Annotated in this window: 27 protein-coding genes; 12 read left to right on the top strand and 15 right to left on the bottom strand. The window is 68.9% G+C overall.

Annotated elements, in window-relative coordinates; translation table 11 throughout:
- Positions 1 to 158 precede the first annotated feature (158 nt).
- The 3 genes from ACIP5W_RS30350 to ACIP5W_RS30340 all read left to right on the top strand — a co-directional run bounded on the left by ACIP5W_RS30350 (position 159) and on the right by ACIP5W_RS30340 (position 2,587).
- Positions 159 to 1,067, top strand: a complete 909-nt coding sequence (locus ACIP5W_RS30350) for a helix-turn-helix domain-containing protein (RefSeq protein WP_401480343.1) — start codon at positions 159 to 161, stop codon at positions 1,065 to 1,067.
- A gap of 2 nt (positions 1,068 to 1,069) precedes the next feature.
- Entirely contained in the window at positions 1,070 to 1,786 is a 717-nt protein-coding gene (locus ACIP5W_RS30345; protein ID WP_363087844.1) for a hypothetical protein, read from the top strand.
- Between the two features lie 165 nt (positions 1,787 to 1,951).
- Complete coding sequence (locus ACIP5W_RS30340; protein WP_363087843.1) at positions 1,952 to 2,587, top strand: WhiB family transcriptional regulator; 636 nt, start codon at positions 1,952 to 1,954, stop codon at positions 2,585 to 2,587.
- Here the strand turns inward: ACIP5W_RS30340 and ACIP5W_RS30335 are convergent.
- Positions 2,521 to 3,354: a hypothetical protein gene (locus ACIP5W_RS30335; protein ID WP_401480341.1), complete on the bottom strand. Its 834-nt coding sequence runs from the start codon at positions 3,352 to 3,354 to the stop codon at positions 2,521 to 2,523. The genes ACIP5W_RS30340 and ACIP5W_RS30335 overlap by 67 nt on opposite strands.
- 746 nt (positions 3,355 to 4,100) lie before the next feature.
- On the opposite strand from ACIP5W_RS30335, the gene ACIP5W_RS30330 reads away from it, so the two are divergent.
- From ACIP5W_RS30330 to ACIP5W_RS30305, 6 genes are all read left to right on the top strand, one after another.
- A complete protein-coding gene (locus ACIP5W_RS30330) occupies positions 4,101 to 4,268 on the top strand; it encodes a hypothetical protein (RefSeq protein ID WP_401480339.1) in 168 nt (55 codons plus the stop codon).
- Positions 4,265 to 4,456 carry a hypothetical protein gene (locus ACIP5W_RS30325; protein WP_030422103.1) on the top strand — a complete coding sequence of 64 codons (192 nt, stop codon included), beginning with the start codon at positions 4,265 to 4,267 and terminating at the stop codon, positions 4,454 to 4,456. Before ACIP5W_RS30330 ends, ACIP5W_RS30325 begins: the two co-directional genes overlap by 4 nt.
- Before the next feature lie 292 nt (positions 4,457 to 4,748).
- Positions 4,749 to 5,360, top strand: coding sequence for a plasmid mobilization protein (locus tag ACIP5W_RS30320; protein WP_401480336.1), 612 nt, complete (start codon positions 4,749 to 4,751; stop codon positions 5,358 to 5,360).
- A complete protein-coding gene (locus ACIP5W_RS30315) occupies positions 5,357 to 7,090 on the top strand; it encodes a relaxase/mobilization nuclease domain-containing protein (protein ID WP_392245068.1) in 1,734 nt (577 codons plus the stop codon). Before ACIP5W_RS30320 ends, ACIP5W_RS30315 begins: the two co-directional genes overlap by 4 nt.
- Before the next feature lie 138 nt (positions 7,091 to 7,228).
- Positions 7,229 to 7,669 (top strand): hypothetical protein, encoded by a 441-nt coding sequence (locus ACIP5W_RS30310; RefSeq protein ID WP_401480334.1) that lies wholly within the window; start codon positions 7,229 to 7,231, stop codon positions 7,667 to 7,669.
- A gap of 79 nt (positions 7,670 to 7,748) precedes the next feature.
- A complete protein-coding gene (locus tag ACIP5W_RS30305) occupies positions 7,749 to 8,444 on the top strand; it encodes a hypothetical protein (RefSeq protein WP_401480332.1) in 696 nt (231 codons plus the stop codon).
- A gap of 159 nt (positions 8,445 to 8,603) precedes the next feature.
- On the opposite strand, the gene ACIP5W_RS30300 is transcribed toward ACIP5W_RS30305, so the two are convergent.
- The 3 genes from ACIP5W_RS30300 to ACIP5W_RS30290 all read right to left on the bottom strand — a co-directional run bounded on the left by ACIP5W_RS30300 (position 8,604) and on the right by ACIP5W_RS30290 (position 10,161).
- Positions 8,604 to 9,410, bottom strand: a complete 807-nt coding sequence (locus tag ACIP5W_RS30300) for a DUF317 domain-containing protein (protein ID WP_401480330.1) — start codon at positions 9,408 to 9,410, stop codon at positions 8,604 to 8,606.
- A 15-nt stretch (positions 9,411 to 9,425) separates the two neighbouring features.
- Positions 9,426 to 9,716 carry a hypothetical protein gene (locus ACIP5W_RS30295; RefSeq protein WP_384511419.1) on the bottom strand — a complete coding sequence of 97 codons (291 nt, stop codon included), beginning with the start codon at positions 9,714 to 9,716 and terminating at the stop codon, positions 9,426 to 9,428.
- Between the two features lie 91 nt (positions 9,717 to 9,807).
- On the bottom strand, positions 9,808 to 10,161 hold the full coding sequence (locus tag ACIP5W_RS30290) for a DUF317 domain-containing protein (RefSeq protein WP_401480328.1): 354 nt from the start codon (positions 10,159 to 10,161) through the stop codon (positions 9,808 to 9,810).
- Between the two features lie 497 nt (positions 10,162 to 10,658).
- Here ACIP5W_RS30290 and ACIP5W_RS30285 point away from each other — a divergent pair, with 497 nt between their 5' ends.
- Both ACIP5W_RS30285 and ACIP5W_RS30280 read left to right on the top strand, forming a co-directional pair.
- Entirely contained in the window at positions 10,659 to 12,482 is a 1,824-nt protein-coding gene (locus tag ACIP5W_RS30285) for an ATP-dependent nuclease (RefSeq protein ID WP_401480326.1), read from the top strand.
- The gene (locus ACIP5W_RS30280; RefSeq protein WP_401480324.1) at positions 12,472 to 14,181 is read left to right on the top strand and encodes a UvrD-helicase domain-containing protein; all 1,710 of its coding nucleotides are present in this window, start codon (positions 12,472 to 12,474) and stop codon (positions 14,179 to 14,181) included. Before ACIP5W_RS30285 ends, ACIP5W_RS30280 begins: the two co-directional genes overlap by 11 nt.
- A 337-nt stretch (positions 14,182 to 14,518) precedes the next feature.
- Here the strand turns inward: ACIP5W_RS30280 and ACIP5W_RS30275 are convergent, their stop codons facing one another.
- The 4 genes from ACIP5W_RS30275 to ACIP5W_RS30260 all read right to left on the bottom strand — a co-directional run bounded on the left by ACIP5W_RS30275 (position 14,519) and on the right by ACIP5W_RS30260 (position 17,225).
- A complete protein-coding gene (locus tag ACIP5W_RS30275) occupies positions 14,519 to 14,848 on the bottom strand; it encodes an integrase core domain-containing protein (RefSeq protein WP_401480322.1) in 330 nt (109 codons plus the stop codon).
- On the bottom strand, positions 14,832 to 16,031 hold the full coding sequence (locus ACIP5W_RS30270) for an IS30 family transposase (RefSeq protein ID WP_401480431.1): 1,200 nt from the start codon (positions 16,029 to 16,031) through the stop codon (positions 14,832 to 14,834). Before ACIP5W_RS30270 ends, ACIP5W_RS30275 begins: the two co-directional genes overlap by 17 nt.
- Before the next feature lie 67 nt (positions 16,032 to 16,098).
- Positions 16,099 to 16,893 (bottom strand): IS3 family transposase, encoded by a 795-nt coding sequence (locus ACIP5W_RS30265; protein WP_401480429.1) that lies wholly within the window; start codon positions 16,891 to 16,893, stop codon positions 16,099 to 16,101.
- Between the two features lie 5 nt (positions 16,894 to 16,898).
- Positions 16,899 to 17,225 (bottom strand): transposase, encoded by a 327-nt coding sequence (locus ACIP5W_RS30260; RefSeq protein ID WP_401480320.1) that lies wholly within the window; start codon positions 17,223 to 17,225, stop codon positions 16,899 to 16,901.
- Positions 17,226 to 17,241: 16 nt separating this feature from the next.
- Between ACIP5W_RS30260 and ACIP5W_RS30255 the strand changes: the two genes are divergently transcribed.
- On the top strand, positions 17,242 to 17,421 hold the full coding sequence (locus ACIP5W_RS30255) for a hypothetical protein (protein WP_401480318.1): 180 nt from the start codon (positions 17,242 to 17,244) through the stop codon (positions 17,419 to 17,421).
- Between the two features lie 231 nt (positions 17,422 to 17,652).
- On the opposite strand, the gene ACIP5W_RS30250 is transcribed toward ACIP5W_RS30255, so the two are convergent.
- The 7 genes from ACIP5W_RS30250 to ACIP5W_RS30220 all read right to left on the bottom strand — a co-directional run bounded on the left by ACIP5W_RS30250 (position 17,653) and on the right by ACIP5W_RS30220 (position 26,149).
- Positions 17,653 to 21,249 (bottom strand): trypsin-like peptidase domain-containing protein, encoded by a 3,597-nt coding sequence (locus ACIP5W_RS30250; protein ID WP_401480316.1) that lies wholly within the window; start codon positions 21,247 to 21,249, stop codon positions 17,653 to 17,655.
- A 25-nt stretch (positions 21,250 to 21,274) separates the two neighbouring features.
- On the bottom strand, positions 21,275 to 21,574 hold the full coding sequence (locus ACIP5W_RS30245; protein WP_401480314.1) for a trypco2 family protein: 300 nt from the start codon (positions 21,572 to 21,574) through the stop codon (positions 21,275 to 21,277).
- Between the two features lie 381 nt (positions 21,575 to 21,955).
- Positions 21,956 to 23,179 (bottom strand): ATP-grasp domain-containing protein, encoded by a 1,224-nt coding sequence (locus ACIP5W_RS30240; protein ID WP_401480312.1) that lies wholly within the window; start codon positions 23,177 to 23,179, stop codon positions 21,956 to 21,958.
- A 46-nt stretch (positions 23,180 to 23,225) separates the two neighbouring features.
- Positions 23,226 to 23,528, bottom strand: a complete 303-nt coding sequence (locus ACIP5W_RS30235; RefSeq protein ID WP_401480310.1) for a hypothetical protein — start codon at positions 23,526 to 23,528, stop codon at positions 23,226 to 23,228.
- Between the two features lie 31 nt (positions 23,529 to 23,559).
- Positions 23,560 to 24,795, bottom strand: coding sequence for an MFS transporter (locus tag ACIP5W_RS30230; protein ID WP_401480308.1), 1,236 nt, complete (start codon positions 24,793 to 24,795; stop codon positions 23,560 to 23,562).
- Positions 24,792 to 25,307 carry a regulator gene (locus ACIP5W_RS30225; RefSeq protein ID WP_401480306.1) on the bottom strand — a complete coding sequence of 172 codons (516 nt, stop codon included), beginning with the start codon at positions 25,305 to 25,307 and terminating at the stop codon, positions 24,792 to 24,794. The genes ACIP5W_RS30230 and ACIP5W_RS30225 overlap by 4 nt, the downstream gene beginning before the upstream one ends.
- Positions 25,304 to 26,149, bottom strand: a complete 846-nt coding sequence (locus ACIP5W_RS30220) for a winged helix-turn-helix transcriptional regulator (RefSeq protein WP_401480304.1) — start codon at positions 26,147 to 26,149, stop codon at positions 25,304 to 25,306. The genes ACIP5W_RS30225 and ACIP5W_RS30220 overlap by 4 nt, the downstream gene beginning before the upstream one ends.
- Between the last annotated feature and the right edge of the window lie 29 nt (positions 26,150 to 26,178).

Below are 26,178 nucleotides of genomic sequence, written 5' to 3'. Positions count from 1 at the left end.
AAAGGAGATTCTTACATGGGTCCCGCCCTGCGCAAAAGGCCCGTCCGGCCTGTCCGCGCGGCAGCCACCCTGGCCGCAGCACCCTCCAGCCCACGCACCGGGTCTGCCGGCGCCGGTCTGGTGCGCGGCCACCACCGCTCGCTCGATCGGGGCGGCCGATGAGCAAGGACGTACGTGAATGGGTATTCGACCACAGCTCCAGTAGGGGCACCGCGCGGCTGGTCCTCCTGGCGGTCGCGGATCGGGTTCCCGACGAGCGCTGCGTGGTCTGGGCCTCCGTACCCGACCTGATGAAGCGGACGAACGCTAGTCGCACCGCCGTTCGCGACGCTCTGGCCGCGCTGGACAAGAGCGGCGAGCTGGTGGAGCGCGGACACCTTCAGGGCCCCAAGCGAAGCTCGGTGTACCGCCTGCCCCGAGCGGCCTCCTGGCTGGCCAAGGTCGCAGCCGTGCGCCACGAGGACCCCGACGCCTACGTCGAGCCCCCGACGGACTCCGACCCCGTTCCGGACCTCGACGCCGACGCCGAGAAGGGGTTGCAGCGGTACGGAATCTGGCCCCGGCGGAGCGCGGATTCCGACCCCTCGCGCAGGAATCCGACCGGGTCGGATTCCACATCCTCGCGACGGAATCCGACCCGTCGAAGGGCAGGAATCCGAACCCCTCACGGTACGGATTCCACCCCCCAGAACCCTAGTGAACGTGATTTGAACCGGAGGTACAGCAGTAGTGGTGCGGCCGTCGTCCCGGCTGGCGAGTGGCAGGTCGACCCAGCAACCCACGCCTGGGCCCGCCAGCAGGGCCACCTCGACCGCCTCGGCGAGGAAGGGCTGAAGGCTGCCGACGCGAAGTGGCGCCTGCACCGCTCCGACTGGACGCCTCGCTCTGCCGGAGCCTGGTCCGCGGACTGGCGGGCCTGGATCACCCGCGAGCGCCCCCCGGCCCGGCGCGGACTGCACGCCGTGCCTGACAACGGCCACCGCCCGCCGCACGGCATGACCCGCGCCGAAGCCCACCAGGCTGCCCTACTCCGCGCCCTGGACGAGCCGACCGGAACGGAGGGCTGACCGTGGACCGCCGCGAAATCGCCGCCCTGCTGGCCTACATCGGCCGCTTGGACCCCCGCACCACCCGCACCGACGAAGGCGAGGCCCGCGAGCAGCTCGCCCAGTGGCACCATCTGCTCGGGGACGTGCCGATGGCCACCCCGCACGGCTGGGACGCCCTGGCCGTCGCCCGCCACCACTACCGCACCTCGCCGTACGCGATCCTCCCGGCGGACGTGGGCCGGCCCTGGGAGAGCTACCGGCGCGAGCGTCTGGCTCGGCACACCGACCCCACGCCCACGGCCAACCCGGACGACCAGGCCGCCTACACCGCCGAGCTGGTCGGCAACCGCCGCGCCGTCGCCGCCGGCACCGCCCAGCCCGCACAGGCCCTCGCGATCACCAGCGCTCGCGACGGGATGGACCCGGCACTGAAGGCGCGGCTGAAGGCGATCGGATCTCCCATCCCGCCCGCCGCTCGTGCAGCTCTCGCACCCTTCCGGCCCGCGCGCGCAGCCCGGGAGGCCGCGGTCGAGCAGGGGCTGCTCGATGCCCTGAGCGTGCGGTGCGAGTGGTGCCTGGCCCAGCCCGGCGAACCGTGCCGACGCCGACGGATCGGCCCCAACGACGGAGTACGCGCCATCACTCCACGTGCCACTCCACACCCCGGCCGCCTCGATCTCGCCGCCGCCCAGCAGGCCCAGAGCACCGAGCAGACTCAGCAGCCCGCCCTGGCCTGATCCGCTGATCCGGCGCCTGCAGCCCGCTGCTGCGCCGCGTCGCGACATCACCGTCCCGCTCCGGCTGCCGGGCGCACACCCACTGCGCCCCGCAGCCGGACCCACGCCGCGGCCCGCCGAGCACCGCCTCGGCCTGCCGACGCGGCAGCACATCGGAGACCCGCCTTGCATCACATCACCACCCACGACGCGCCGGCCACCGGCCTGCGCGGCATTGGAGACACCAGCTGGCACACCCGCGGAGCGTGCCACGGCATGGACGTCGAGGACGCCGACCCCGTCTTCTTCCCCGGCCCTCGCGACCACGAGGAGATCGCGGAGGCGAAGGAGCTGTGCGGCTGGTGCCCCGTCCGCCGTGAATGCCTGGACTACGCCCTGGAGAACGTCCTCAAAGAGGGTGTCTGGGGCGGCCTCACCGAAGCCGAACGGCGTCCCCTGCACGACAACCTGCATCGACGCCTGGACCACCGCCGCGTGATCGCCTTCTTCCAGGGCCGTGACGTGCACCTGACCGAGGCTGAGCGGCAGGTTGCCATCGACCACGCCTACGTCCGGGGCTGGCTGCCCGACCGTCTTGCCGCAGCCTTGCAGATCAGCCCCAAGCACGCCCGTGACCTGCTGCGCCAGGCCGCCAACAAGGTCCTCGACCGCGACCGCAACTACGGCATCCCCCGCTTCAAGAAGAAGCGGAAGAAAACCTCCAAGAACACGCCTGCGCCCGCAGCTCCCAGCGCTCAGCAGCCGGCAGCCCGCCCGGCGGCGTCGACTTCGACGGCCGCCTCTCTCGGAAAGGCAGCATGACCCACTTCGGTGCCGCTTCGGACCTCCCGCTCCTCCTCGCCGCCGTCGTGCCCGCCACCCTCGCGCTCCTGTTGACCGCCTGGACCATCCGACGCCGGGGAACTCGAACGCAGAAACGTCTCGGTAGCCCCGCTGTCAAGGTCGCCGCCATCGCCGCGCTGGGTTGCACCGCGTACAGCGCCGACACGAGTTGGCGCTTCGCCGCCGACTACCTGGACATGGCCGGCACCGCCGAGCGCGCCGGGATGTTCGCCGCCGCCGAACTCGCGCTCTTCGCGACCGCGCTGATGGCACGGCAGAACCTCGCCGTCCAGGGCGCCCCCGGACTGCCGGGCACGCTGGTCTGGGTGATCACCACGGTGCAGGTGATCCCCGCCTACGCCGAGAGCGGCCCCATCGGCGGCACAGTCCGCGCCTTCGTCGGCCCCGTGATGGCTGCGTTGCTGTGGCACCTGGCCATGGGCATCGAGCTGCGCCTGCGCACCCCCGATGCCGCCTCCAGCGGGCTCGTCGCCGTCCTGGGCCGGGAAGTACGCGAACGGCTGCTCTCCCGTCTGGGCATCGCCGCGCGAGACCGCGACGCCGCACAGATCACCCGGGACCGAGCCACCGCCCGAGCCGTCACCCTCGCCGCCCGCCTCGCCGAGCGCACACCCGAGCAGCAGCGAAACCGTCGTGGCCGGCGTCTGACCCGACGCCTGTCGAAGGCGGTGGGCAGGGCCTCGGTCGGGACCGACCCCCTCCAGCGGGCACAGCTGCTTGATCAACTCGCCGCCCGTCGACACGCGCTCGCGCTCGCCACGGTCCCGCTTCCTTCTCCCTGGTCTTCGGCGCACAGCAGTGCATCGGGGGCCATCGTCCCCCCAGAGCTGGTCCCGGACCTTCCGGTCCCCGGCTCCGATCCTGATGGCTCCGACAGGCCGGTCCCGAAGCGAGGACCGAGGACTGCGCAGGGACCGGTCCCCAACGATGCAGCTCCGGAAGAAGCGGTCCGCGCAGGGACCGGGGGCACCCAGACGGGAGTGTCGAAGGAGGCCATGCAGCAGGCAGACGGTGCGGTCCAAAGGACCGCTGCAGAGGTCACCGAGATCGAGCGTAATGCGAGCGAAGTAGCAGCTCAGGGCCGAAGTTCCCACCGGGTACTTGACGTCGCGAAGTCCGGGACCGAGAGCACCGAGGACCGCGGACCGACCACCCCCGAGTCCGGGACCGACACCACCCAGGACCGCGGACCGACCACCCCGAGTCCGGGACCGACACCACCCAGGACCGCGGACCGACCACCCCCGAGTCCGGGACCGACACCACCCAGGACCGCGGACCGACCACCCCCGAGTCCGGGACCGACACCACCCAGGACCGCGAACACAAGGTCCCTCTCCGCCGGAAGACGACGCGGACCAGCCGGACGACGAAGAACAAGCGCGCCCGGCCCCGCTCTCCCAAGACGGAGCGCCCGGCACGCGAGCTGGGCGAGCCCGAGCGCCAGCTCGTCCACGAGGTGCGCCCCCACGTGCCCGCCCTGCTCGAACGAGACGGCAACGGAGCGATCACCCGAGTGCAGCTGCGCGAGATCATCCGCCGCCAGGGCCTCACGGGAGTCGGCAACGACCGCCTCGGGGTGGTCCTTCAGGAGCTGCGGAACACGGACATCACCACGACGAGGAGCACCTCCCGATGAAGACCTGCCACCAATTCAACACCGTCCGGGCCGAGTACGAGCGAGAGATCGGCTTCATGCTCGCTCACTCCGAACGACACGCTGGCCGGCCGGCGGCGAAGTCCAGCGCGAAGCAGGCCGCCTCGGCGAAACAGCGGATGGCCCGCGCGCTCAACAGCCACGTCGGGCGCTGCCCCGAGTGCGGCTGACCCTGAAGGCCGCCAGCTCAAGGCCCCTACCAGCACAGGTGGCCCGGCTCCGCGCCGGGCCACCGCCCCTGCTCAGAAGGCATGCCGTGACTCCACGTCCACCCCGTTCTTCCGAGCCCACCGTGGCCGAGGCCGATGCCTGGGCGGACGTCGTCCGCGCGCTGCGTACACCGACCGGGCAGTGGCTCGTCCAGGACCGCCCTGACGGGCCGGTTCACGTCACCGCGCCGGCGGCAACCATCCACCACTCCCCCCGCTCCAAGAGGCCCGAATCTCGATGACGAACGCCCGCATGTACGGCACCACCCCGGAACCTGATCGCGACAGCAACTCGGTCTCAGGGCGAGCAAGTTGGGGCGGAAGCGTAGCTTCCGCCGAACCCGCCCCCGAGGGGGCGGGAGAGGACCCGCACCGGGGGGCGCAGGTCCTTCGGGCTTCGACCGAGGGCGGATCGAAGCCGGGGCAGGAGGAGAAGCCGACCGAGCCGCGCGCGCCCCGACAGCGCGCTCCTCGCGCCCGTCAGCGTCCGCGTCAGTCGCCCGAGAAGAAGCGCCTGCACCAGCCCAACGCACGATTCAACGAAGACGAGTACGCCCTGATCAAGTCCGCCGCCGCCCAGTGCAATCTGTCCGTCGCAGGGTTCCTCGCCCGTTCCGCGCTCGCCGCCGCCCGCGACCTCAGCCATACCAGCGCAGAGATCGCCGACGAACGCGAGGTGATCACCGCCCTGTTCGACAGCCGGCGTCGGCTCGGCTGGGCCGGCAGCAACCTCAACCAGGCAGTCAAGGCGCTCAACTCCGGCGTGGACGTTCCTCACCTCGAAGCGGCCATCGCCGCCGTACGGCGTGCCGCCGACACCGCCCATCAGGCCGCCACCCGTCTGATCGAGCACCACGGCTCATGATTCCAAGTGTCAACCCGTCGGGAGCGGACACCCGAGGTCTCCTCTACTACCTCTACGACACCGGCAAGCACGAGGACCACACGGACCCTCACCTCGTCGCCTCCTTCGACGGCATGTCCCCGGACCCCGGCCGCGACCCAAACGCCACCCTCACCGACCTCCAGCGGCTCCTGGACCAGCCGATGATGGCCCTGGCCAAGCACGCCCGCCCGGCCAAGCACGTCTGGCACACCTCTGTACGAGCCGACCCGGGCGACCGGATCCTGACCGACGAGGAATGGGCCGGCATCGCCCGTCGCATCGTCGCCGCCACGGGCATTGACCCGGGTGAGGGACAGTCCGGCTGCCGCTGGGCCGCCGTGCGCCACGCCGACGACCACATCCACATCGTCGCCACCCTCGTCACCGAGGACGGCCACCGCCCCGACGATTTTCGCTCCGGCGCCCGCGCCCAGGCCGAAGCCCGCCTCATCGAGAAGGAACTCGGCCTCCACCAGGTCGCCCCCGGCGACGGCACCGCAGCGAAGCGTCCCACCAGCGCCGAACGCCACAAGGCCGAGCGGCAGGGCCGCGAGCGCACCGCCCGCGAGGAACTGCGCGAAGCCGTACGACGCGCGGTGAGCGGCGCGCGCAGCGATGAGGAGTTCTTCGACCGGCTCGCCGCCGCCGGCCTCCTGATCCGAAAGCGCGCCGCACCCTCCGGCGACCTGCTCGGATACAAGGTCGCGCTACCCGACGACCTGAACAAGGACGGCGAGCCGGTCTTCTACCCTGGCGCCCGTCTGGCTCCCGATCTGTCGCTGCCCCGCATCCGCGAACGCTGGTCCGCCGACGCCCCGGCTACCCCCAAGGACGACGCGATCCGTCCGGGGCCGGACGGTCCGGCCGCTGCACGCCGCGGAACGGCCTCGGCCGTGTGGCAGGCCGTGCTCGTCTTCGAGCACGACGAGGACGCGGTCGCCGCCGCCCACATCGCCGCGGCCGGTGAGGTCCTGGACGCCCTCGCGAAGACGTCCGCCGCCCACACCCGCCGCCAACTTCGCGACGCGGCAACAGCTTTTGAGCGAGCCTCGCGGTCCCACGTCCGTGCCGTACGGGGCCACGATCGCGCTCTACGGCAGGCCGCTCGCGAGCTCGTCCAAGGCGGCCCGGCGCTCGGCCGCGGTGAGGACGGAGCCACCACGGCGATGGCGATCGACATGCTGTTCTTCCTGATCACGGCCGCCGCGCACTGGCATGCTCGCAAGGGCCATGCCCAGCAGGCCGAGGCCGCCACCCGAGCCGCTCATCACCTGCGCGCCGCCTACCAGGCCGCCGCCGCGCAGCCCCTCGGGGTTCTCTACGAGCGCGGTCGGCGCCTGAGCCGGCCGATGCTCCAGCACCAGACCGCGCTGCTGCGCGAGGCCCTGCCGGATCTGGCCGAGCAGATCCTCGCGGAGCCCGGCTGGTACGCCCTGGCCGCCACCGTCGCGGAAGTCGATGCCGCCGGCTACGACCCGGCCGCTCTGCTCCCCGAGGTTGCCGCTGGGCGTGAACTCGGCACCGCGGAGTCCCTCAGCGACGTGCTCGTGTGGCGGATGCGGCGAGCCGCAAACCTGCCCGCCGACGCCTCCCGTTTGCCCGAGACCGGCACCACAACCACCCGGTCCACGAAGCGCGGGACGGCGACGAGCCGCCCCGCGCCCGGCAAGCGACGGAGCGGCGAAGACGCCGCCCGCCCGGGCCGTTAGGCCCGCTCGATGCACCCAAGCACCCCTGCTGACCTGGTCGGAGGAGACTGTGGACCTTGTGAATTGAAGCCAGCGGGGGCGTGGGGCACGATCATGAAGCGCGCAGGACGAGGTGACGAGGCAGAGGAGGACGCCAGGATGTTTCACCGAATACGCCGCCGGGCCAAGGGGCCGAGCGAAGTGGAGCGGCAGCTCGCCGAGCTGGTCGCACGACACCACCAGATGCCGCCGTGGAACGGGGCGCCGACGGACGCACCGCAGAGCAACGAGCCGACCGCTGCGGCACCGGGCTTCCTTCCGCCGGAGCTGCGCGTGCCGAGCCACGATCAGGTCGAGGGCAAGATGATGCCCTGGAAGCAGCCCCTGGTCGTCGATGGCGAGATGACCGCCTGTGCCGAGTGCGGGGCATACCGGGACTGGCTCATCCTCTCCACCCGCGACCAGATCTGGCTGCGATGCAGGGCCGGCCACCAGCAGCGGGAGACACGCCTGGACACCGCTTGGTACAACCGCAACAGCGGACCGGCGGACGCGACGCACGAAACGTTCGAGGACTGCCTGCGCCACCTCGGGCACTGACCACCGCCCCTACGACCCCACCGGGTCCCCGGGCCCGCACTGACCACCCGTCACCTAGCACAAAGGGGTCAGTTCCGTCATGCGCGTTCGCGTCGCCACCACCACCCTCGGCATCACCGCCGCCCTCCTCGCCCTGCCCGCCTGCTCCCCCGAGACCGACGGAGCTGACCAGCAGACCGCCCCCTCCAGCCGAACCGGTAAGCCGGCCGACGCTCACCGCGAACCGGCCACGCTTACCTCGGCCGCGTTGGCGTCCCGCCTGCTCACGGAGGCTGACCTCGGCAGCGGCTACCTGCCCAAGCCGCAGCGTGCGGCTCAGCACGACGATGTCACCGTCCTCGGCTGCCCCGCGCTGAGCGAGCTGGGCGGCGACGTGGCGACCGGTGGCACGCTCACCTTCCCGAACAAGGCGAAGGCCGACTTGACTTACGGCAGCAGCTCCTCGGAGATCTCCGAGGAGCTCTACAGCGACAGCCCGACGAAGCTGTCCGACGGCACCAACCGGATCTTCGACGCCATGACCGCCTGCCCGAACTATCAGGTCCTCGCGGGCAGCGCCCCGATCGACATCGCCACGCAGAAGCTGCCCGCACCCCAGGACCGCGGTGATGAGCAGTGGAGCCAGCTCCTGACGTTCACCGCCGGGGGACGAAGCACGGTCCTCAAGCAGACCGCGATCCGCGACGGCAGCCTGCTGCTCGTCGTCTCCGGCTCTCCGGCCCTCGTCGACCGCCACCTCGATCGGGCCCTCGCCAAGGCCACCGCAACGCCTTGATCTGCACCCGTAATCCACTGCTGCCTCCGACCCGGGAAGGTCGGAGGCAGCAGTGCGTCTGCGGGGCAGATGGGACGACGGTGTCCGGGAAGCAAGAAGGCCCGGCGCCCTCCACCAGGGAGGGAGCCGGGCTTCTTTCGTTTCGGAGCGGCGAGACGGTCAGGTGGCCGGCGCGCGCAGAAGACGCTCCTGGGTGGCGTCGGGCAGCACCCGGCGCAGGACCGGTGCGGTCGAGCTGAGGGACGCGGCGAAGGCGGCGACGAGATCGTGCGGCACGCCGGCGGCGAAAGAGGCCACCCACAGGTAGGGCGCGCCGAGCACGGGCTCGGACCATGCCTGCCATCCGGCCGGCCCCACCTCGTCAGCTTCGGTGACCAGGACGCGCGGGTCGCCGTCCTGGATGAGGGGTGGCGCCTCGCCGAGGCTGATGTGCGAGGCGCCCGTCGGATCCATCGCCGCGGCCTGGGGCTGGTCGATGTCGCGGAACCATCCCTGGGCGGCGACGGCGTTCAGGACGGCCTCGGCGCCAGCCAGAGGCACGGTGGGCTGGTCGTGGGCGTCGAGGGCGACGAGGAAGTCGGCAACGGCCTCGCCGGGGACGCCGCGGGTGAAGTAAGCCGACCAACCAGCGAGGCTGGTCGCCTCGTCACGGGCGGAGATCTGCCAGGCGATCGGCAGTTCACCCAGGTGGAACGGCTCGTCGGCCAAGCACCACTGGGCCCAGCGCAGGCCGTCGGGGCTGATGTGCAGGACGGTGCTGCGCAGGACCTGGCGGTCTTTCTCTGCCTCGTCCGGCTCGTGCCGTCCGCGGACGATCGTCAGGCTCGTCCAGCCCAGGCCCGCAAGAGCGTCGGCGACGGCGTCGTACGGGCGCCCGTCGTCACCTGCCAGGTGGCGGGGGCCCACCCAGAACGCGGGTGGGGCCGACGGGTCGGGCTGAAGGTGGGAGTACAGGGGCGCCTCCAAAGGCTCGGTGCGTTTCTAGTTGCCGCCGGCGCGACGGCGGGGACGGCGCGGGGGCGCCTGGACGGGGCCCTGCCACGTCAGCTCGATGGCGACTTCGGGCGGCAGGTGACCGAGCTGTGCGTCCTCCTCGCGTCCTTCGGCGAGGTAGACGACGGTCCGGCCGGTCTCGTCGACCGATTGCAGGACCTGTGCCAAGCGATGGGCCATCGGGAAGAAGGGGTTCATGGCCTGGCGCACCGGAGCACTTGGGTCGCAGGCTGCGAGCAGGTCGATGAGGTCGGCGACGGTCATTTCCGAAGACGTCACGAGCATCCTCCTTGGGGCGAGAGAACGAGGGAAGGGACAGCGGCCGGCACTCGGTTCGGCCGGCGGCATGCGAGCGGGCAGCCCCCGCAGGTCAGAGGAGGCGAGAGGTCTCCAGTACACGGGCTACGGCTGCGGCAACGATGTCGGCCGGCGTCTCGACGTCGAAGGAGACCTGGTAACCGGGCATTTTGGCGGTGCCGATGACCGCGATCTTCCAACCTTCGCGGTCCGTGCCGGGACGGCCGAGCGGGAACCAGCCGAGGTAGAAGCGGCCGTCCTTGCTGCTGACGTGTACGTCCGCACGGTCATCGACGACCAGGTGGAAGTCCTCGGCGGAGAACTGGTCCATGACCAGGGTCGGCTGGCCGGGACCGAGCTGCCACTGCCGTAGTCGGAGCGCTTCGACGGTGGTGGAGAAACCGGGACCCACGGGGGCTACGGTCATGGGCTATCACCTCTCTGACCTGGGGTTTCTTGCGAGATCGTCTACGTTGACATGCTCTCGCGCATGTTGGCCAGTCCTTCCGCGGTCTTCCCTGTCTGCCCCCGGCGAACTTGTCCTTTGTCATCCAATCGAGTCGTTTGACAGCGAACCCAGTCGCACGAGGAAGCTCGCACGCTTCTGCTGCACGCTTGGGAATCCGACTGGCCAGGTAGCCCCTACGGCCCGCACCCGCCCTCTGCTGTCGCGGATTGGCCACCCGCAGGGGCAGCACACGCGTTGCGGGGTGACGGCTCCTCCGTATGGCGCCGCCGCCGATCATTCGCGTCTAGGAGCGGTCTGAAGATCCCACTTGTCGTAGAATCGGCTCTGGTTTGCGTCAGGGGATGCTCCGATCTGTCCTCGTGGCAACGGCTTTCGCGCGAGGAAGCGCCAGCGGCGACGAGTCGACTGTGTCCTGCTCCCTCGAAGATGGGGGGGCGGGCGTGCAGGTATGTCGGGTGGTCCTGGAGAACTTCCGTGGGGTGAAGAGCGGGACGATTCTCCTGGACGGCCACTCCTTGTTGGTCGGCTCGAACAGCGTCGGCAAGTCGACTGTGTGCGAGGGGCTGGAGCTCGTGCTGGGGCCCGAGCGCATGTTCCGACGACCGGTGGTCGACGAATACGACTTCTACGGCGGGTGCTACCAGGAACGGGAGGGCAAGCTACCCGAAGTGAGGATCGAGGTGGTCCTCACCAACCTGTCCGACGCTGCCGAGCGCCGATTCGGAAGCCATCTGCGCCGCTGGTCGGCGCAGACGAGTGACTTCCTCGACATGGTTCCGGACGCTGTCGAAGACGCCGAGACCGGGGAATGGTGCCTGCCGGTGGTCTTCCTCGGCCGCTACGACCCTCAGGAGGACGACTTCATCGGAGGTACGTTCTTCGCGCATCCCGAGAGCGTCCCGGACGGCCTAGACGGGGAGGAGAGCGGGCTCGGCGCGGGACTGAAATCATTCACCCGGGAGGACAAGCGGCACTGTGGATTCCTCTACCTGCGGCCGAACCGTACGGGCAACAGGGCGCTCACCTTTCAGCGTGGTTCGCTGCTGGACACGATCGTGCGGCTGGAAGCCGAGCTGGCGGGGCCGCTGTGGGAGAAGGCGCTGCGTGACCTGGAGCAGGTCGCCGTGGCCGCGGCCGAATCAGGATTCGGAAAGATCCGTACGGAGATCCGCGATCGCGTCGACCGCTTTGTCAGCCTCGGCGACACAGCGGATCCGGTCGACCTGCAGGCGTCTGAACTCACGCGCGAACACTTGCGTGAGGTATTGCGCCTGTTCATCGCTACCCAACCGGGTCCGCACGCCGTGCCGTTCAACCGGCTGAGCACCGGGTCGCTGAACCTGCTGGTGTTCGCCCTGCTCACCTACATCGCTGAACTCAAGGGCGACAAATCGGTGATCTTCGCGATGGAAGAGCCGGAGATCGCGCTCCCTCCGCACGCGCAGCGCCGTCTCATCGACTTCGTGGTCAAACGTATGGGCCAAGTGATCGTCACTTCTCATTCGCCGTACGTGATCGAAAAGTTCGAGCCCTCCCGCATTGTCGTGATCAGCCGCGACTCAAAGGGCACGCTCAGCAGCAACCGTGTCGTCCTGCCTGGTGACTTCAAGCTGAAGAGGTACCGGGACAACCGCCGGCAGTTCGCTGAGGCCGTCCTGGGGCGTGCCGTACTGGTGGTGGAGGGTGCTGCGGAAGCGGCCCTGTTCCCAGCCGTATCGGATGTGCTGGAGGCTGATCCCTCCGTCGTGGGCTACGTCCCACTCGACCTGGCCGGTGTCACGATCTTCGACGCTCAGAACGACGTCTCCGTGCCCTTGTTCGCGCCCGTCTTCAAAGGGCTGGGCAAGCCGGTCTACGGGATCCACGACCAGCCCGACAAGCCGCTCGACCCCAAGATCACGTCCAAGACTGCCGACTTCACGCACTACATGGTGCTGGACTACAAGAGCGTCGAGAAGCTGCTGGTAGCCGAAGTACCGGTCGATGCCCAGCGTCGCTTCCTCGCCACCGTGGCACAGCGCACGGACTACCCCTCCGGATGCGCCCGACCCGACCCGTCCGCCACGGACACGGCGGTAAACACCCTCACCCACGAGGTGTTGCGGGCCCGCAAGGGTGACGGCTATGCCGCGCTGCTCATCGCCGAGTGCACGGGCCGAAGTCAACTACCCGCCGTGCTAGCCGATCTCCTTCTCCAAATCGACCGCGACCTGGGGACCTCTGCGAGCGGCGGAGAGACCGACGACACCGCCCACTCGGACGAGACCGATGGAAATTGACCCGGTCAGGCAAGAGATCCTCGATGCTTCCGGTCACCTTCTGATCGTCGGCGGCCCCGGCTGCGGCAAGACCACCATCGCTCTGCTCAAGGCCCAGGCGAGACTGGCCGCCCTCGAACCCGAACAGCGCGTCCTCTTCCTGAGCTTCTCGCGCGCCGCCGTACGCCAGATCACGGACCGGATGTCCGGAGTGCTGGACCGCGCCAGCCGTCAGCGCCTGGAAGTACGCACCTTTCACGCCTTCTTCCTTGACGTCGTACGCAGCCACGGACGGCTGCTCACCGGTCGGTCGTCTTCGTTCATCACGCCCGATCGTGAACGGCAGATCCAGGCGGACTTCGACGGCGACTGGAAGAGCGAGCGCCGACGCCTCGCGACCGAGGAGGGCCGCTACGTCTTCGACCTCCTCGCCGACGCAACGGCGACTCTCCTAGAACGCAGCGCCGCCCTGCGTGCCCTCTATAGCAGCACTTACCCGCTGGTCATCGTGGACGAATTCCAGGACACCAACACCGACCAATGGCGCGTGATCAAGGCCGTCAGCGGCGCCTCCACCGTCATCTGCCTCGCCGACCCCGACCAACGCATCTTCGACCACCTGGACGGCGTCGAGGAGCAACGCCTCGACGACGCCGTGGCGCACCTCGCGCCTACGCCCTTCGACCTGTCCAAGGACAACCACCGTAGCCCCGGCGGCGGACTCCTCGACTACGCCAACGCCGTCCTGAACAACACCCTTCACGCCGAGCCGGCCAACGTCCACACCTGGACCTACACCCCGGGCTACGGCGTTCCGTGGCAGACGCGTGTCCACCACGGGGTCATCGCCATGCGGGATTACCTCACTACCCAGCTAGGGCACACACCGACCATCGCAGTCCTGGCGAGCGTCAACTCCCTGCTGGGCCAGGTCTCCGAGGCTCTGGCGACCGACACCATCACCGGCAACACCACACTTCCCGCAGTCGACCACGCCCTGCAATGGGATCCCGAACTAACCGCCGCGGCCGGCTACGTCGTAGCGTCAATCATGGAATGGCCCGGTCTGCCCCGTGTGGAGGCAGTCACTCGCACTATGCAAGCCCTCGCCGACTTCTACCGGGTCAAGCTGACCAGCGGCACCGCCGGCGCACGCGACAAGATCAAAACCATGGAGAACGGGCTCAGCGCGTTCACGTCCGGCAAGACCATCCGCTCCAAGGCCGTCAAAGCCGTGACCGCTGCCTACGACGCGGGGATCTCCTACCTCGGACAACCGGTCGCTGACTGGCCAACCGCCCGCGACCGCCTCCACGGCTCCAACGAACTCGAAGAAGTCCTCAAGCACGCACGCCTGCTGCGCCTACTCAACGCTACCGATGCACTGGCCTATGGCCTATCCGATAGTTGGGACGGCGACTCCGCCTACAAAGACGCGGCAGCCACCGTCCGCGCCGTCCTTGCCGCCGAGACCCTCACCGCCGCCCAACAACCACCAGAGACCGTTTCCCTGATGAGCATGCATCGCTCCAAGGGCAAGGAATTCGACGGTGTCATCATCGTCGAAGGACGCTACACAGGCACCCTGCTCGACCCCAGCTGGCCACCCGAACGGCTCCGTGCCCAGCGCCGCCTCCTGCGCGTCGCTATCACGCGAGCGCGCACCATGGTCCTTTTCGTCCGCCCACAGGGCAGTCAACAGCTCACGGGGACGCGCTAATCCCCGGAATCGCGGTTGCGCTAGGGGGCGATCTCCACTGCCTTTCGGACGAATGGCGAAATGCTAAGACCGGGAGGTCGCGCCACGGCTTGAGAGCACACACCGCGTACTGATGCGTCTGTCTGTCGACCCGTCCAAGCCAGTATGGCCACACATCTCCCGGCGTGTTTACCCCGACGACTAAGTTCGCTGTCAAACGACTCGTTTGGACGACAAGGGACAGAACTGCTCATCCTCCCCTGGGCCTGGGCCTGGGCCGTGAAGCATCGGCCCTCCAGAATGTGCCGCAATAAAAGACAAAGCCCCCGGATGAACCGTTCCGGGTTCGGTAGAGATCTCAGATGTTGGTTGTGACCTGGGGTTTCGTGGTTGCTCGGTAGTGGTTGTTCTCGTATTCGACGGGTGGGACGTGGCCTATCTCACCGTGGAGTCGTCGGTGGTTGTACCAGTCGACGTACTCGGCGGTGGCGAGCTCGACGTCGGACAGCGTCTTCCATGGCCGTCGGGGCTTGATCAGCTCGGTCTTGAACAGGCCGATCGTGCTCTCCATCAGGGCATTGTCGTAGGCGTCTCCGACGGAGCCGATCGACGCGGCGATGCCGGCCGCGTCCAGGTGCTCGGCGAGCCGGAAACTCGTGTACTGCCTGGACTCAACCGGTCGTTGCAACACCGGCTTGTTGAAGCAAGAGTAGCTGCTCGTTGAATGCCTCGGCCGGGGTCCTCCAGCCAAGTGTCTTACGGGGTCTGGTGTTCAGCGCGTGAGCAACGGCTTCGATTTCTTCGGCGGACCAGCGCGAGAGGTCGGTGCCCTTCGGGAAGTACTGGCGCAGGAGTCCGTTGGTGTTCTCGTTCGTGCCTCGCTGCCATGGGCTGTGCGGATCGGCGAAGAACACGGGGATACCGGTCTCGACCCTGAACTGCGTGTGCGCCGACATTTCCTTGCCGCGGTCCCACGTCAGCGACCGCGTCAGCTGCTCGGGGAGCATCGACATCGTGTTGGCGAGTGCCTTCCTCATGGAGATCGCTCCGTAGCCAGCCAGTGCGGGGCCGTTCTTCGTTCGAGGGATCGTGCCGTATCCCTCTTCGCGGGGCAGATGAACCAGCATGGTGAACCGGGTCGACCGCTCGACAACGGTGCCGATCGCGGACCGCTCCAGCCCGATGATCAAATCCCCCTCCCAGTGGCCGGGGACAGCGCGGTCCTCAGCCTCGGCGGGCCTCTCGCTGATCAACGCTTCCGGCGTGACGTGCGCCCAGGTCTTGCGCCGAGAACGCGCCCGCGGCGCACGCAGAGCGCGGCCGGTTCGAAGGCACAGGATGAGCTCGCGTTTCAGCGCACCGCGGCCCTGGATGTAGAGGGCCTGGTAGATCGCCTCGTGACTGATGCGCATGGATTCATCATCGGGGAAATCAAGCTTGATCCGGTTCGCGATCTGCTCCGGACTCCATGCCTGAACCCACGCACGATCCTTGCGATGGGGCTTGTTCCGCCCCGTCCACGAGCCCGTCACCGGCCCCGCGATCGGCATGCCGCCCGATGTGGTGATCTGGCCGGACAGCCTCTCCTGGACATAGGCGAGCAACCTCAAATTGGCGACCAGCTTCGCTGTCTTCGGACGCCGGGCCGCCATATCTGCTTTCCACTGCGCCACCGACGCCCGGTAGTCGAGCTTCCCACTTCTTGTGGCGGCGTTGCGTCGCAGCTCGCGGGAGATCGTGCCTGGATCACGACCGACGTCTCGAGCGATCTCGCGCACTCCCTTGCCCTGGGCCCTGAGCAACGCGATCTCCTCTCGCTCGGAAAACGACAGGTACCTGCCCGAGGGAGGCTTCGAATCGAACGGTCGCATGCCGCCACACTGGCGGTACCAGCGCGTCGCGACCGCCGGCGCCACGCCGATGACGGCGGCGGCCTCCTCAGGCAGAAGACCCTTGGCGATCTCCGTCCAGAACGCCGCCTCGACATGACGCTGATACCTCGGATGCCCTGGAGACCTCAGCTTCGGACGCAGCGCCCGGTCCGCTGCCTGCTGACGACGCACCATCCAACACCTCCATGCGTACGAGGTGTTGCGACGACCAGTTGAATCCGCCCTGCGACCCGGCGTCCGAGTGATGGATCAACTCGCCTGGCTGGAACGGATGTTGGTCGCGGTCTCGCTGCCAGATCGCCATCTCCAGGGCGTCCAGTACGAAGACCGTCTCCTTCACGGTGGCAGCGGACCAGCCGACGATCCGGCGGGAGAAGGTGTCCACGACGAAGGCGACGTAGACGACACCTGCCCAGGTCCTCACGTGGGTGAAGTCCGCGACCCAGCAGCGGTTCGGGGCGCCGGCGACGAAGTCCCGGTCCGCAAGGTCGGGGGCCCGGTCAGTCTGGCCGCCGGGAAGTGTGGTGATCACGCGTTTGCCGCGGACCGCTCCGGTGATACCGAGTTCACGCATCAGGCGTTCGACGGTGCAGCGGGCCACGGTCTGGCCTTGTCGGTTCAGGTGCCGCCAGATCTTCCTCGCGCCGTAGACACGGTAGTTGGCGTCGTATGCCTCCTGAATCAGGATCTTCAGCTCGGTGTCGCGGACGGTGCGGGCCGAGGGTGCCTGCCGGCGTTTGTGGTGGGCGTAGTAGGTGGACGGGGCGATCTTGCAGGAGTGCTCGGTCAGAACACGGCAGATCGGCTCGACTCCGCCGAAGCGGTCCCGGTGCTCGTCGATGAACGCTACGAGCGTGTGTGTGGCCGGTCGAGCTCGGCCGCGAAGAAACTTGCCGCGGCCTTCAAAATCTCGTTGGCCCGCTTCAGCTCGGCGTTCTCCTTCTTCAGCCGCTTCAGCTCGGCCGACTCCTCCGTAGTCGTCCCCGGCCGGGTCCCGGTGTCGATCTCGTCCTGGCGGACCCACTTGCGCAGTGTCTCGGTCGTGCCGATCCCGAGTTTGGACGCGACCGCTTTCATCGCGGCCCACTCGGTGTCGTAGTCGGGCCGCACCTCGGCGACCATCCGCACCGCACGACGGCGCAGCTCAAGCGGGTACTGGGAAGGACGTGCCATGACTCGATCCTCTCAAATGATCGAGTCCCTACCGAACCCGGAACGGTTCAATGACGGGCACACCGCCATCGACATGCTCCTCACCCGCCTCACCGACATACCAACACCCGCAGGCCCCACACCACGCGAACTCGGCCTTCCAGCCACCGCCACCATGCTGCCCATCGTGGAGGTCCGCCAAGGCAAACAGGCATGAACCTTGACAATCATAGTTTCACATGATGGTGCCTTCCGGCCGACGCGGTTCACCAGGCCACGGGCTGGGCTTCACGAAGTTCGGCGCAGTGTGACCACACAAGATGGCGGGGCGAGCCGGTACGGTCCGATCCAGGCGAAGCTGGCGGATCTTCCTGCGCCTTGGTGCCCGACCACACAACAGGCTGAGACCACAAGCCGAGCCCGAAAGTGAGCGCCGACTGGCCATCGGTCAGGCGTCGGTGCGCGGCCGCTTGCGCAGTGACACACCACGGCCCCATGAGGGGATCTCATCGGGAGACAAGCCGAGGATCTCCGCGGCGTCCCATGCTTCGGCGACCTGTCCGCCAGGCTCGATCCCGTACTCCTCCACTTGGCGTTTCGTCTCCGCGACACCGATTCGCTGCAGCACGTAGTGCGGATACGCCTTCAACCCCGCCTCCTTGTTGCGCAGGCACCAGGCAGCGGCTTTCTCGCCGTCTCCTGCCTCCAAATAGAGGCGCTCCATCAATTCGCACGCCCTGGCGTTGCCGGCCAAGGCCATCGGTTCGGCCCATGCGATCGCTTCAGGGATCTGGCCCGCGGCCTCCGCCAGGCCCGAGATCCAGCCCCAACTGTTCTCCTCACCCAGCTCTGCCGCCCGTTGATACCAGACCAACACCTCGGACGGGTCCTGGCCCCATTCGCGTGACAGCTGTGCGATCGCGACCGTGGTGTCCCGATCCCTGACCGGTCGCGCCATCAGCCAGCCGAGTGCCTCTGCCTCCACTCCGGCCCGCTCCAGCAGCGGGCGGGCGTCGCTCACTTCGCGTGGGTTTCCGTGCAGGGCAGCATCACACAATAGGGCAAGAGCTTCATCGAGCCGGCCTGCATCCTCTAGGAGCCGGATGTCCGGACCGCATGAATACGGTGCGCCACTCTCAGCCCAGGACCGCATCCATGCGATCGCCTCATCTAGACGCCCAGCATTAATCAACGGCCGCGCCGGGCACCACGCGTCGCGATCGCCGGTCTCTGCCGCCCTGCGTAGCCATTCGATGGCCTCTTCCACCCGGCCGAGACGCTCAAGCAATCGGACCGCTGGCCAGAGGAGTTCGGGCTGTCCGGGGACAAAGCGCTCCTGAAGCCAGTCGTACGCCTGATCCGTTCGGCCATCTCGTTCCAGGAAATCTACATAGGCTGTCACCGCCTCATAGCTGTGCGACTCCGCGTGCTCACGCAGGACGTCCTCGATCTCGGCAGACCTGCCCGCTTCGGCAAGCAGCTGCACCACCGCCGTTTCCGCGCGCTTGGTGGTAAGTGAGAAGCCACCCTTGGCCGCCCGTCTGTACCAGTCGATCGCCTCGGTCAGTTCGCCTCTTTTGTGGAGGAGCTCAGCGAGCATCTCCTCGCTATGGGCGCCGGCCGCCACTGCGGTTCGCAGCAGGCGCTCGGCCTGCTGCGTGTCGTTGCGCACCAGCGCCCGCTCGGCCAGCTCAGCGGCGGCTTCTGCCAATCCCGACTGTGCCGCCTCTCGCAGTACCTCGTCCGCCTCGTCTGTGCGCCCGTGCTGGTCATACCAGGCCGTGAGCAAGCGCCGGTGGTGATAGGCGTCGGCTCGCACGAGGGAACGCGCCTCATCGATCCGGTCTTCCCGGAGCAACAAATCCACTGCCTTCAAAACTGCGTTGGTGTGCCCTGCCCGAGAAGCACGTAGATATAGCTTGAGCGCGAGTTTGGGCTTGTGGCTGCGCAGCAAGTCCCCAGCGTCACCCAGGGCAACCGTCTTGCCGGCCTCTGCAGCCCGCTCGAAGCAGGCTAGGGCCACGGGCAACTTGCCCGTGCCGCCCAGCAGCCGAGCAGCGGCGAACCATGCCTCCGCCGAACCGGCGCGGGCGGGGCCCGCGAGTAGTTCCAGCGCGATGCGCAGCAAGCCCCTTTCCTCTGCAGCGGCCGCCAGCCATGTCCGCAGTTCATCGCTCCCCTGAGCCAACACTGCTTGCCAAATGCTCTCGGCGACCGGCAGTCCGCCCCTCGACGCGAGGCCGAACTGTTCCAGCGCGTCGGAGAGCATCAACGGGCGTCCGTTGGGGACTGCACGCCGGCCCGCCCGGGGCCGGGTGCGATACAGCGGGCTGCGCGCACCGCGGCACGGCCCACTTTCAGTGGCATAGGCAAGGGCCTTGGTGAACCATCCGTCAGGCAGCTCATCCCACTGACGCTCTGTCATGTAACCGGCGGCGGCATCCTCGAGGATGGTCGCGTCGAGCGCCGGTCCACACTCGACCCGTCGCAGGTCCATCGCAGCCTCGATCACGGCACGGACTTGGGGTGGGGCCGTGTGATAGCGATCCAGTACGGCTGGCACTCCGGCCAGGTACTGCGTGATCTGTCCGTCCTCGGCGCGGCTCACGGCTTCCCGTAGCCGCTCGTCCTGGACCGCGGCGGCGCGGATGTCAGCCAGCGCCGAGACGGAGAATGTGCTCGGCACGACGATCACCCGCCCCGAGAGCAGGTCGCGCACGGGGGCATGATGATCGGCGGGGTCTCCACCCGGACCAGCAGTGAGCTCCGTGTGACGCTCGGGCCAAAGGGTGCCAAGTACCAACACCGGAGCGCGGCCGGAGTCGCGCAGCAGTTCGCGTAGCCGGGACGCGTTCTGACTGCCGAGGTCTCGGCCTGGCGTGTTCAGGTAGTGCTGCGCTTCGTTGAGCCAGATCACGGTGTGCGGTGCCACAGCATCGAGACCGTCGGACAGGGCCTGCGCGCGGCCGGGCGAGATCGGATGCCACAGCCGCCAGCCTGGCGGCAGCGCGCGCAGCGCCTCCCAACAGGCACGGGTCTTGCCAGTTGACGTGGCGCCCACGAGTACGGCGATGCCGCCGTGCCCGGTGGCGGCCCGTTCGACGATGCCCCGCAACTCGGCGTCATGCTCGCGAGCGACGTACTCGGTGAGCGCGGGCAGCCTGCGTCCGGTGGTTCCGGCGATGGGCGGATGGACCTCAAGCTCCAGACCGTACTCCGGCGGGAGCGCGGCTACTGGGTCCCCTGGTGGCCTCGTGGGTACAGGCGTGGGCAGCGCGAGTCCCCGGGCTGGGAGCGGCTCGTCCCAGACGTCAGGAAGCGTTGCGGGAGCCAAGGACGAATCAAGCAGGGCTTCCAACTCGGCGACACGTGCGCCGTCCAGGTTCTCGTGCCAGCGGTCCGTCCGAGCGACGGCCAGGTGACTCGGCCCATCGCTCCGATGGTGCAGGGCAACGACCCCCACTACCATTCCCGCGGCGAAGACAGCGGCCCCCGACATGCCCTCCCACGGAGAATGGGCCGGGTCCGGGTCACGGTCCGGGGAGGCGACGCGCACGTCGAGGGTGCCCTCTCGGCGGTTGGATAGCACTGCGCACCGGCCGGCCACATGGCAGGCATCTCGGTAGCGCGTGCCGTCCGCATGCTTGCGTAGCTTGAACAGGGGAAAGCCGACGGCGCTGCACTCAAGGACCGCGTCACGTTCACCGACGCGGGCGAAACGAACCGGGGTACGGGCCTCGCCCCGGACGTTGGCCGCTTCTGGGGCCTTCGCCGTGCCGTCGCCTGCTGGTTCCCCAGTCAGGCAGGTGAGCCTTAGTACGGCGACGTCGACACCCTTGTCGTACCAAACGATCTGCGCCTCGGCTGCACGCTCGCCTGGCCGGTTGGCGTCGAAGCGCACCACGAGCGAGGTGCTCTCCTCGACGACGTGCGCGGCAGTGAGCACCAGCCCGTCGCGGATCAAATATCCCGACCCCCTCCGGCCCACGAGGTCCGCGGTCGCGACGATGACCTCGGCGACGCGGTCCATCTCGATCCCTGCCACGAACGGCCGGGTGGGCGACGGGGTCTTAGCGTTCACCAGGGACGCTGCCGCCTGAAATCTGCGGTGCACGGTCCGTGCCAGCCATCTTCGGGTGCAGCGTAAGGGTAATCCGCTGCACGTCGGATTGCGAGAGCTTCGCTCCACCGCCCGCCTCGACCACCCAGAACTTCACCTTGGCGCTGCCGTTCGCCTCCGTGGTGACCGTCACCGATGCCTCAACATCAATCGGCCCAAGGTCGAACCGGATGGCCTCACCATCGCCATCAGCCATGGCCTCCGTCAGCGCCCGGCGCAGCTCACGGATCATCACCGGCAGCTCGATCAAGACTCCCCCAACCTGTGTCAGGACCTTTCCTCGGCCCTCGCGCCGAAGCGTCCACGATACGGCCCCGCCCACGTTCCTGTCTGGGGAAAGGGGGGAGCGCGGGTGGGATGCTCGGCGCGGCGTGCCGCGCCACCAGAGACCTGGGCCTGCGGTAGGCGCAGACTGTGTCGCTATGCCCTGGCTGCTCCGCCATATGCGCGGTGATATCCCGCGCTTGACAAAGCTGATTCCACATAATGCCGAGGTCGTCGTGATGCAGGTCCCAGCCGAGGTCGCGCAGCGGGTCGAGGGCCGGGTCGCCGACCGTGGTCGAGCGGGCCAGGTGGCGGGGGAAGACGTAGACGTCGCCATCGAGGTCGTCCTGCGTAGCGGGCTGCGGGCTCATCGGTCCGCCTTCACGGCGACGGTGATCTCATCCGCGACGGCGCTGAGGCGTTCGTTGACCTGGGCGGGGGTGCTGCCGGTCACGATGTAGAACCCGGCGCGGGCGGTGAACAGGGTGCCACCGTCCTGCGGGAGCAGGAGGCGGTCTCCGGGACGGCGCTGGAAGCACAGCCGGTCCAGCCACGGCGGGCGAGTGCCTGTGTAGCCGAGGTGGGTTAGGGTGCCGGATTTGTGGGGGTAGATCATCCAGATGGCAGCGGCGCCGACGCGGCTGGCCGTGAGGTCGGGGGCTTGACCGCAGGCCAGGTCGGCGGCAGCGCGCGGCAGGTCGATTCCGGTGGTGAGGCGGACGAGGTGGCCGATCATGTCGCCGGCGAGCCGGCCGTTGACCTCGATCAGACGCGGTCGGCCGTCGACGAGACGCATCTCGATGTGGCTGACGCCGTTGGTGATCCCCAGTGCTCGGATGGCGGCCCGCGCGGCGGGCGTGACGATGCCGAGGAGTGGATCGGCAGCCTCGACACGGTGCGCGAGTTGTTCGAAGTGGGGCGGCGGGCTGATGGTCTTGCGGTTGACAGCGACCACCGTGGTCATTCCGCGGTAGGTGACGCACTCGACGCTGATCTCGGGACCGTCGAGGAACTCCTCGACGAGCACCTGGTTGTTCTCTGTTGCCGGCTCGGCCGTCAGCTGCGCGACATGATGTGCGGCGGCAAGCTGATCCGGGGTGTCCACGCGCTGTACGCCCATGGCGCCGGCGTGGGCAGCGGGCTTGAGGACGACCGGGTAGCCGATCTGGGCGGCAGCGGCCTGGGCTTCTGGCAGGCTGCGCACGCTCAACGAGACGGCGGACGGTACCCCGTGGCGGGCGAACAGGGAGCGTGCGGTGGCCTTGTTGCGGCACGCACGTGTCACCTCGACGGAGTTGGCGGGCAGTCCGAGGGCGCGGGCGAGACGGGCGGTCGGGACGAGGCACCACTCGTCCCAGGTCATGACTCCGGCCAGGTCGTGGCGTGCGGCCAGGGCCCGGCCCCCTGCCAGCAGGGCGGCGGGATCGTCGAGGTCCGCGACGACGTGGTCGATGATGTGCGCCTCTTCCCAGGAGGGTTGGGCGGCAGTGAGCAGCACGACGTCGTAGGTGTCGGCGACTTGCTCAAGGCAGTAGCCGCGGTAATTCGCGTCTCCGGGAGCGACGACGAGCACGACGGGGCGGTCAGACAAGAAGATGGTCTCCGTATCGGTAAGGGCAGGATCAGGAGGAGGGCTCTCAGGCCGCGCGGCGGCGACGCAGCTCGAACGCACCGGCCCAACGGGGATGGCCGTCGATCAACTTCCGGGCATACAGCGCGGTGAAGTTGTTGTTCAATCCGGCAACGCCGCGGAGGAGTTCGCGGCGAAGGTCCTCGAAGAGGTCTTTCATGCCGATGCGGGTGGCACCGGCCGCCAGACGGAGAGCGGCCGTACGTTCGAGCGTGTAGTAGACGTGCGGGTTGCGCGCATCGAAGGCGTGGAACTGCTCGGTGATGGTGTGCCCGGTCGTGCGGTGCGACCCGCAAACGGCGATAGGCATGACGTTCTCCACGGACTGGGGCGCAGCAGGGTCAGGGGCGAAGGGCGGGGTCGCGGCGCAGGCGGGCGAAGGCGCAGAGCAGGCCGAGGGCCTGCAGGACGGCACAGACGGTGATGACGTGGCCCAGAGCGTCGGGGGGTGTGAGGGCGGTGAGGAGGCCGGCGACGGGGAAGGGCAGGAGGAGGATGAGGATGGTTGCGGACAGCGTGCTGCCGAACTTCTCCGGGGGGATGAGGTGGGACCGCAGGGTGCGCAGGACGACCGCCAGGCCGCCGTCGGCGGCCATGAGGATCGCGACCAGCACCAGGTAGGACAGGTAGTCGGGGGCCTGGGCGGCGGCGAGACATGCCAACGAGGCGAGGACGGCGCAGACGGCGCCGACGGGCCACAGGCCCAGGCGGTCCAGCGCGAACCGGCAGATGGTGACGGCCAGGAGCGTGGCCGCTGCGGCAGCGGACCACACCAGGCCGACGGCAGTGGTGGACTGGCCGAAGTGCTTGACGACGATCACCGGACCGGCTGCCTGAAGAATGCCGATTGCCAGGTTGGACACGGTCAGACCGGTGACCAGCCAGCCGAGCGCTGGCAGCGAGCGGATGGTGCGCCACCCTGTGCGGAGCCCCGCGCCCGGCCGTCCCTTGCGGCGGTGCTCCGAGGCCGTGGGCAAGGGTGGGGTGCGCAGGGCGAGCAGCGCGGCGAGCAGCGAGAGCGCGGTGATCACCGCGAGCATGGGGGGCGGTCCGGCCAGCAGGAGCACCCCGGCGAGGGCCGGACCGGCCAGGGTGGCTGTCTGGTCGATGCCGATCAGTACCGCTTGGACCCGGTGGGCTCGAGATCCCGCCCGGCGGCCCGCGGCAGCGCCGGCGGTCTCGGCCGCGAGGTAACTGAACTCGGTGAGCACGCCGGTTGTCGCCGCCAGCGCCATCACGGTGACGCTCGCCACGGCCCCCGAGGGGTGCAGCCACAGCAGGGTCGCGCCGGCGGCGAGGGCCACCGCGCGCCCCAGGGAGGCGAGGTGGAACACGATGGCCGCCCCTCGCCTGTCGACGATCGATCCTGCCCATCCGAAGGCCGCCAGCCGCGGCATCCACTCCAGGGCGAACGCGGCCCCCGTCAGCGCGGCCGAGTTCGTGGTGGCCAGAACGAGCAGCGGGATGCCGTAGGTGCACATCGCGAAAGCGAGGGCATCGGCCGTGCGCGGCAGGTAGATGGTGCGCAGCAGCGAATCGGCGGGGCGCAGGTCCCGGGAGTCTGCGACGTGACTCACGCGACCGGCTCGTACGTTGACAAGCAGGTGAGCTGCGGGTTTTCGGCCAGCCACTGGAGCAGGAGAACCCGAACGTGGGCCGGGTCGGTCTCGGGCTCGGTGCCGGCCCAGCTCGCGGCGGAGGGGCGTGCCGGATCCTGTGCGCCCTCGCTGGAGATCTGGAGTGCCAGCAGTCCCAGGACGTGACGGACGCGGTGGGTGAACTCGCAGATCTCCACCGGTGAGGTGTGGCGGCGGGACCAGCGCGCTGCCGCATCGTAGACGTCGGCCAGCTCCTGGCCGCGGGGGGTGAGTTCGAGGCCAGCGCCTGGCGCGGTGCGGACGAGACCGTGGTTGCGGGCCGTCTCGGTTGCGATCCGCAGGTGCTGGGCGGAGAGGTCGGGGAGGGTGGCGGCCAGCTGCCTGGGCTGTATCGCTCCGTTGTCGTCGATCTCGGTGATCAGGCGGATCAAGGGGCGCGATGCCAGTACCTCGATCGCGGTGCGTATCTCAGCTGTGAAGGAGGCAGTCATCGGCGCGGCCCCCCTGCCGGGAGGGCCGCCTTCGGGCCGGTGGTCGTGGCGTGGGAGAAGAGTTCGCGGCTCTGCCAGGTGGCCGGAGCCACCTCCGGTGCCCGCGTCGGGAAGGGCGTTCCGGGGGCCGTCCGGGACAGGCTGCTGACCCATGGCTTGGACGCCGGTCCGGCGTTCGGGGAACCCCAGACCGGGTGGGACGCCGCCTCGTGGAGGGGCTGTCCGGCGGCCCACGCGGACAAGGCGCTGAAGACGGGGCCCAGCCCGTCGCCGGACGCGGACAACCGGTAGGGCCGGCCCTTGCCCTCGGTGTTGACCAAGGCGTCGTCAACGAGCTGCCGCAGCGGCGGGTAGATGTTGGTCCAGTCGCTGTTGGGCATCACGAGCCGGGCCAGGGTGCGCCCGCTGACCTCCTGGTGGGTCTTGAGCACCCACAGGATTGCGGCGGCGTGGCGTCGGGTGAGGAGTGTGAGGCTGTCCTCGATGTGTTCGATCGCCACCAGCGGGTGGTCCGCCTTCTCCAGGTGCTCCTCGGCCCAGGTGACGATCACCGGCAGGACCGGCAGCAGGGCGGTGCCGCGCTGGGTGTTCCCGTAGGTCACGTGTCGCGCGCTGTGCTCGGTGCGCTCCACCAAGCCGGCGTCGCACAGCGCCTTCACCTTGGGGTGGAGCTGCCCGTCGTGGAGCCAGGACACCTTGGCGGCCAGATCGCTGTAACGCATGGGGCGAGCGGAGAGGGCCAGCAGGATCCGCACGTTCCACCGCGGGGTGATCATGCCGAGTGCTTCAGTGACCCGGGCGATGTTGGTCGCGGTGTCAGGGGGCAGGGCGGTGATGGCCAAGACAAGAACTCCTGGGTCAGTAAGGGAAT

This window comes from Streptomyces sp. NPDC088766 (genome assembly GCF_044750845.1).
Classification (GTDB): domain Bacteria; phylum Actinomycetota; class Actinomycetes; order Streptomycetales; family Streptomycetaceae; genus Streptomyces.
Note: the sequence above shows the minus strand (reverse complement) of the source record. Positions and strands in the feature narration are given on the sequence as shown.

Coding starts and splice junctions, on each gene's coding strand:
- ACIP5W_RS30350 (WP_401480343.1), top strand. CDS start 159: ATGAGCAAGGACGTACGTGAATGGGTATTCGACCACAGCTCCAGTAGG.
- ACIP5W_RS30325 (WP_030422103.1), top strand. CDS start 4,265: ATGAAGACCTGCCACCAATTCAACACCGTCCGGGCCGAGTACGAGCGA.
- ACIP5W_RS30320 (WP_401480336.1), top strand. CDS start 4,749: ATGTACGGCACCACCCCGGAACCTGATCGCGACAGCAACTCGGTCTCA.
- ACIP5W_RS30315 (WP_392245068.1), top strand. CDS start 5,357: ATGATTCCAAGTGTCAACCCGTCGGGAGCGGACACCCGAGGTCTCCTC.
- ACIP5W_RS30310 (WP_401480334.1), top strand. CDS start 7,229: ATGTTTCACCGAATACGCCGCCGGGCCAAGGGGCCGAGCGAAGTGGAG.
- ACIP5W_RS30305 (WP_401480332.1), top strand. CDS start 7,749: ATGCGCGTTCGCGTCGCCACCACCACCCTCGGCATCACCGCCGCCCTC.
- ACIP5W_RS30290 (WP_401480328.1), bottom strand. CDS start 10,161: ATGACCGTAGCCCCCGTGGGTCCCGGTTTCTCCACCACCGTCGAAGCG.
- ACIP5W_RS30280 (WP_401480324.1), top strand. CDS start 12,472: ATGGAAATTGACCCGGTCAGGCAAGAGATCCTCGATGCTTCCGGTCAC.
- ACIP5W_RS30270 (WP_401480431.1), bottom strand. CDS start 16,031: ATGCGACCGTTCGATTCGAAGCCTCCCTCGGGCAGGTACCTGTCGTTT.
- ACIP5W_RS30260 (WP_401480320.1), bottom strand. CDS start 17,225: ATGGCACGTCCTTCCCAGTACCCGCTTGAGCTGCGCCGTCGTGCGGTG.
- ACIP5W_RS30255 (WP_401480318.1), top strand. CDS start 17,242: ATGATCGAGTCCCTACCGAACCCGGAACGGTTCAATGACGGGCACACC.
- ACIP5W_RS30235 (WP_401480310.1), bottom strand. CDS start 23,528: ATGCCTATCGCCGTTTGCGGGTCGCACCGCACGACCGGGCACACCATC.
- ACIP5W_RS30225 (WP_401480306.1), bottom strand. CDS start 25,307: ATGACTGCCTCCTTCACAGCTGAGATACGCACCGCGATCGAGGTACTG.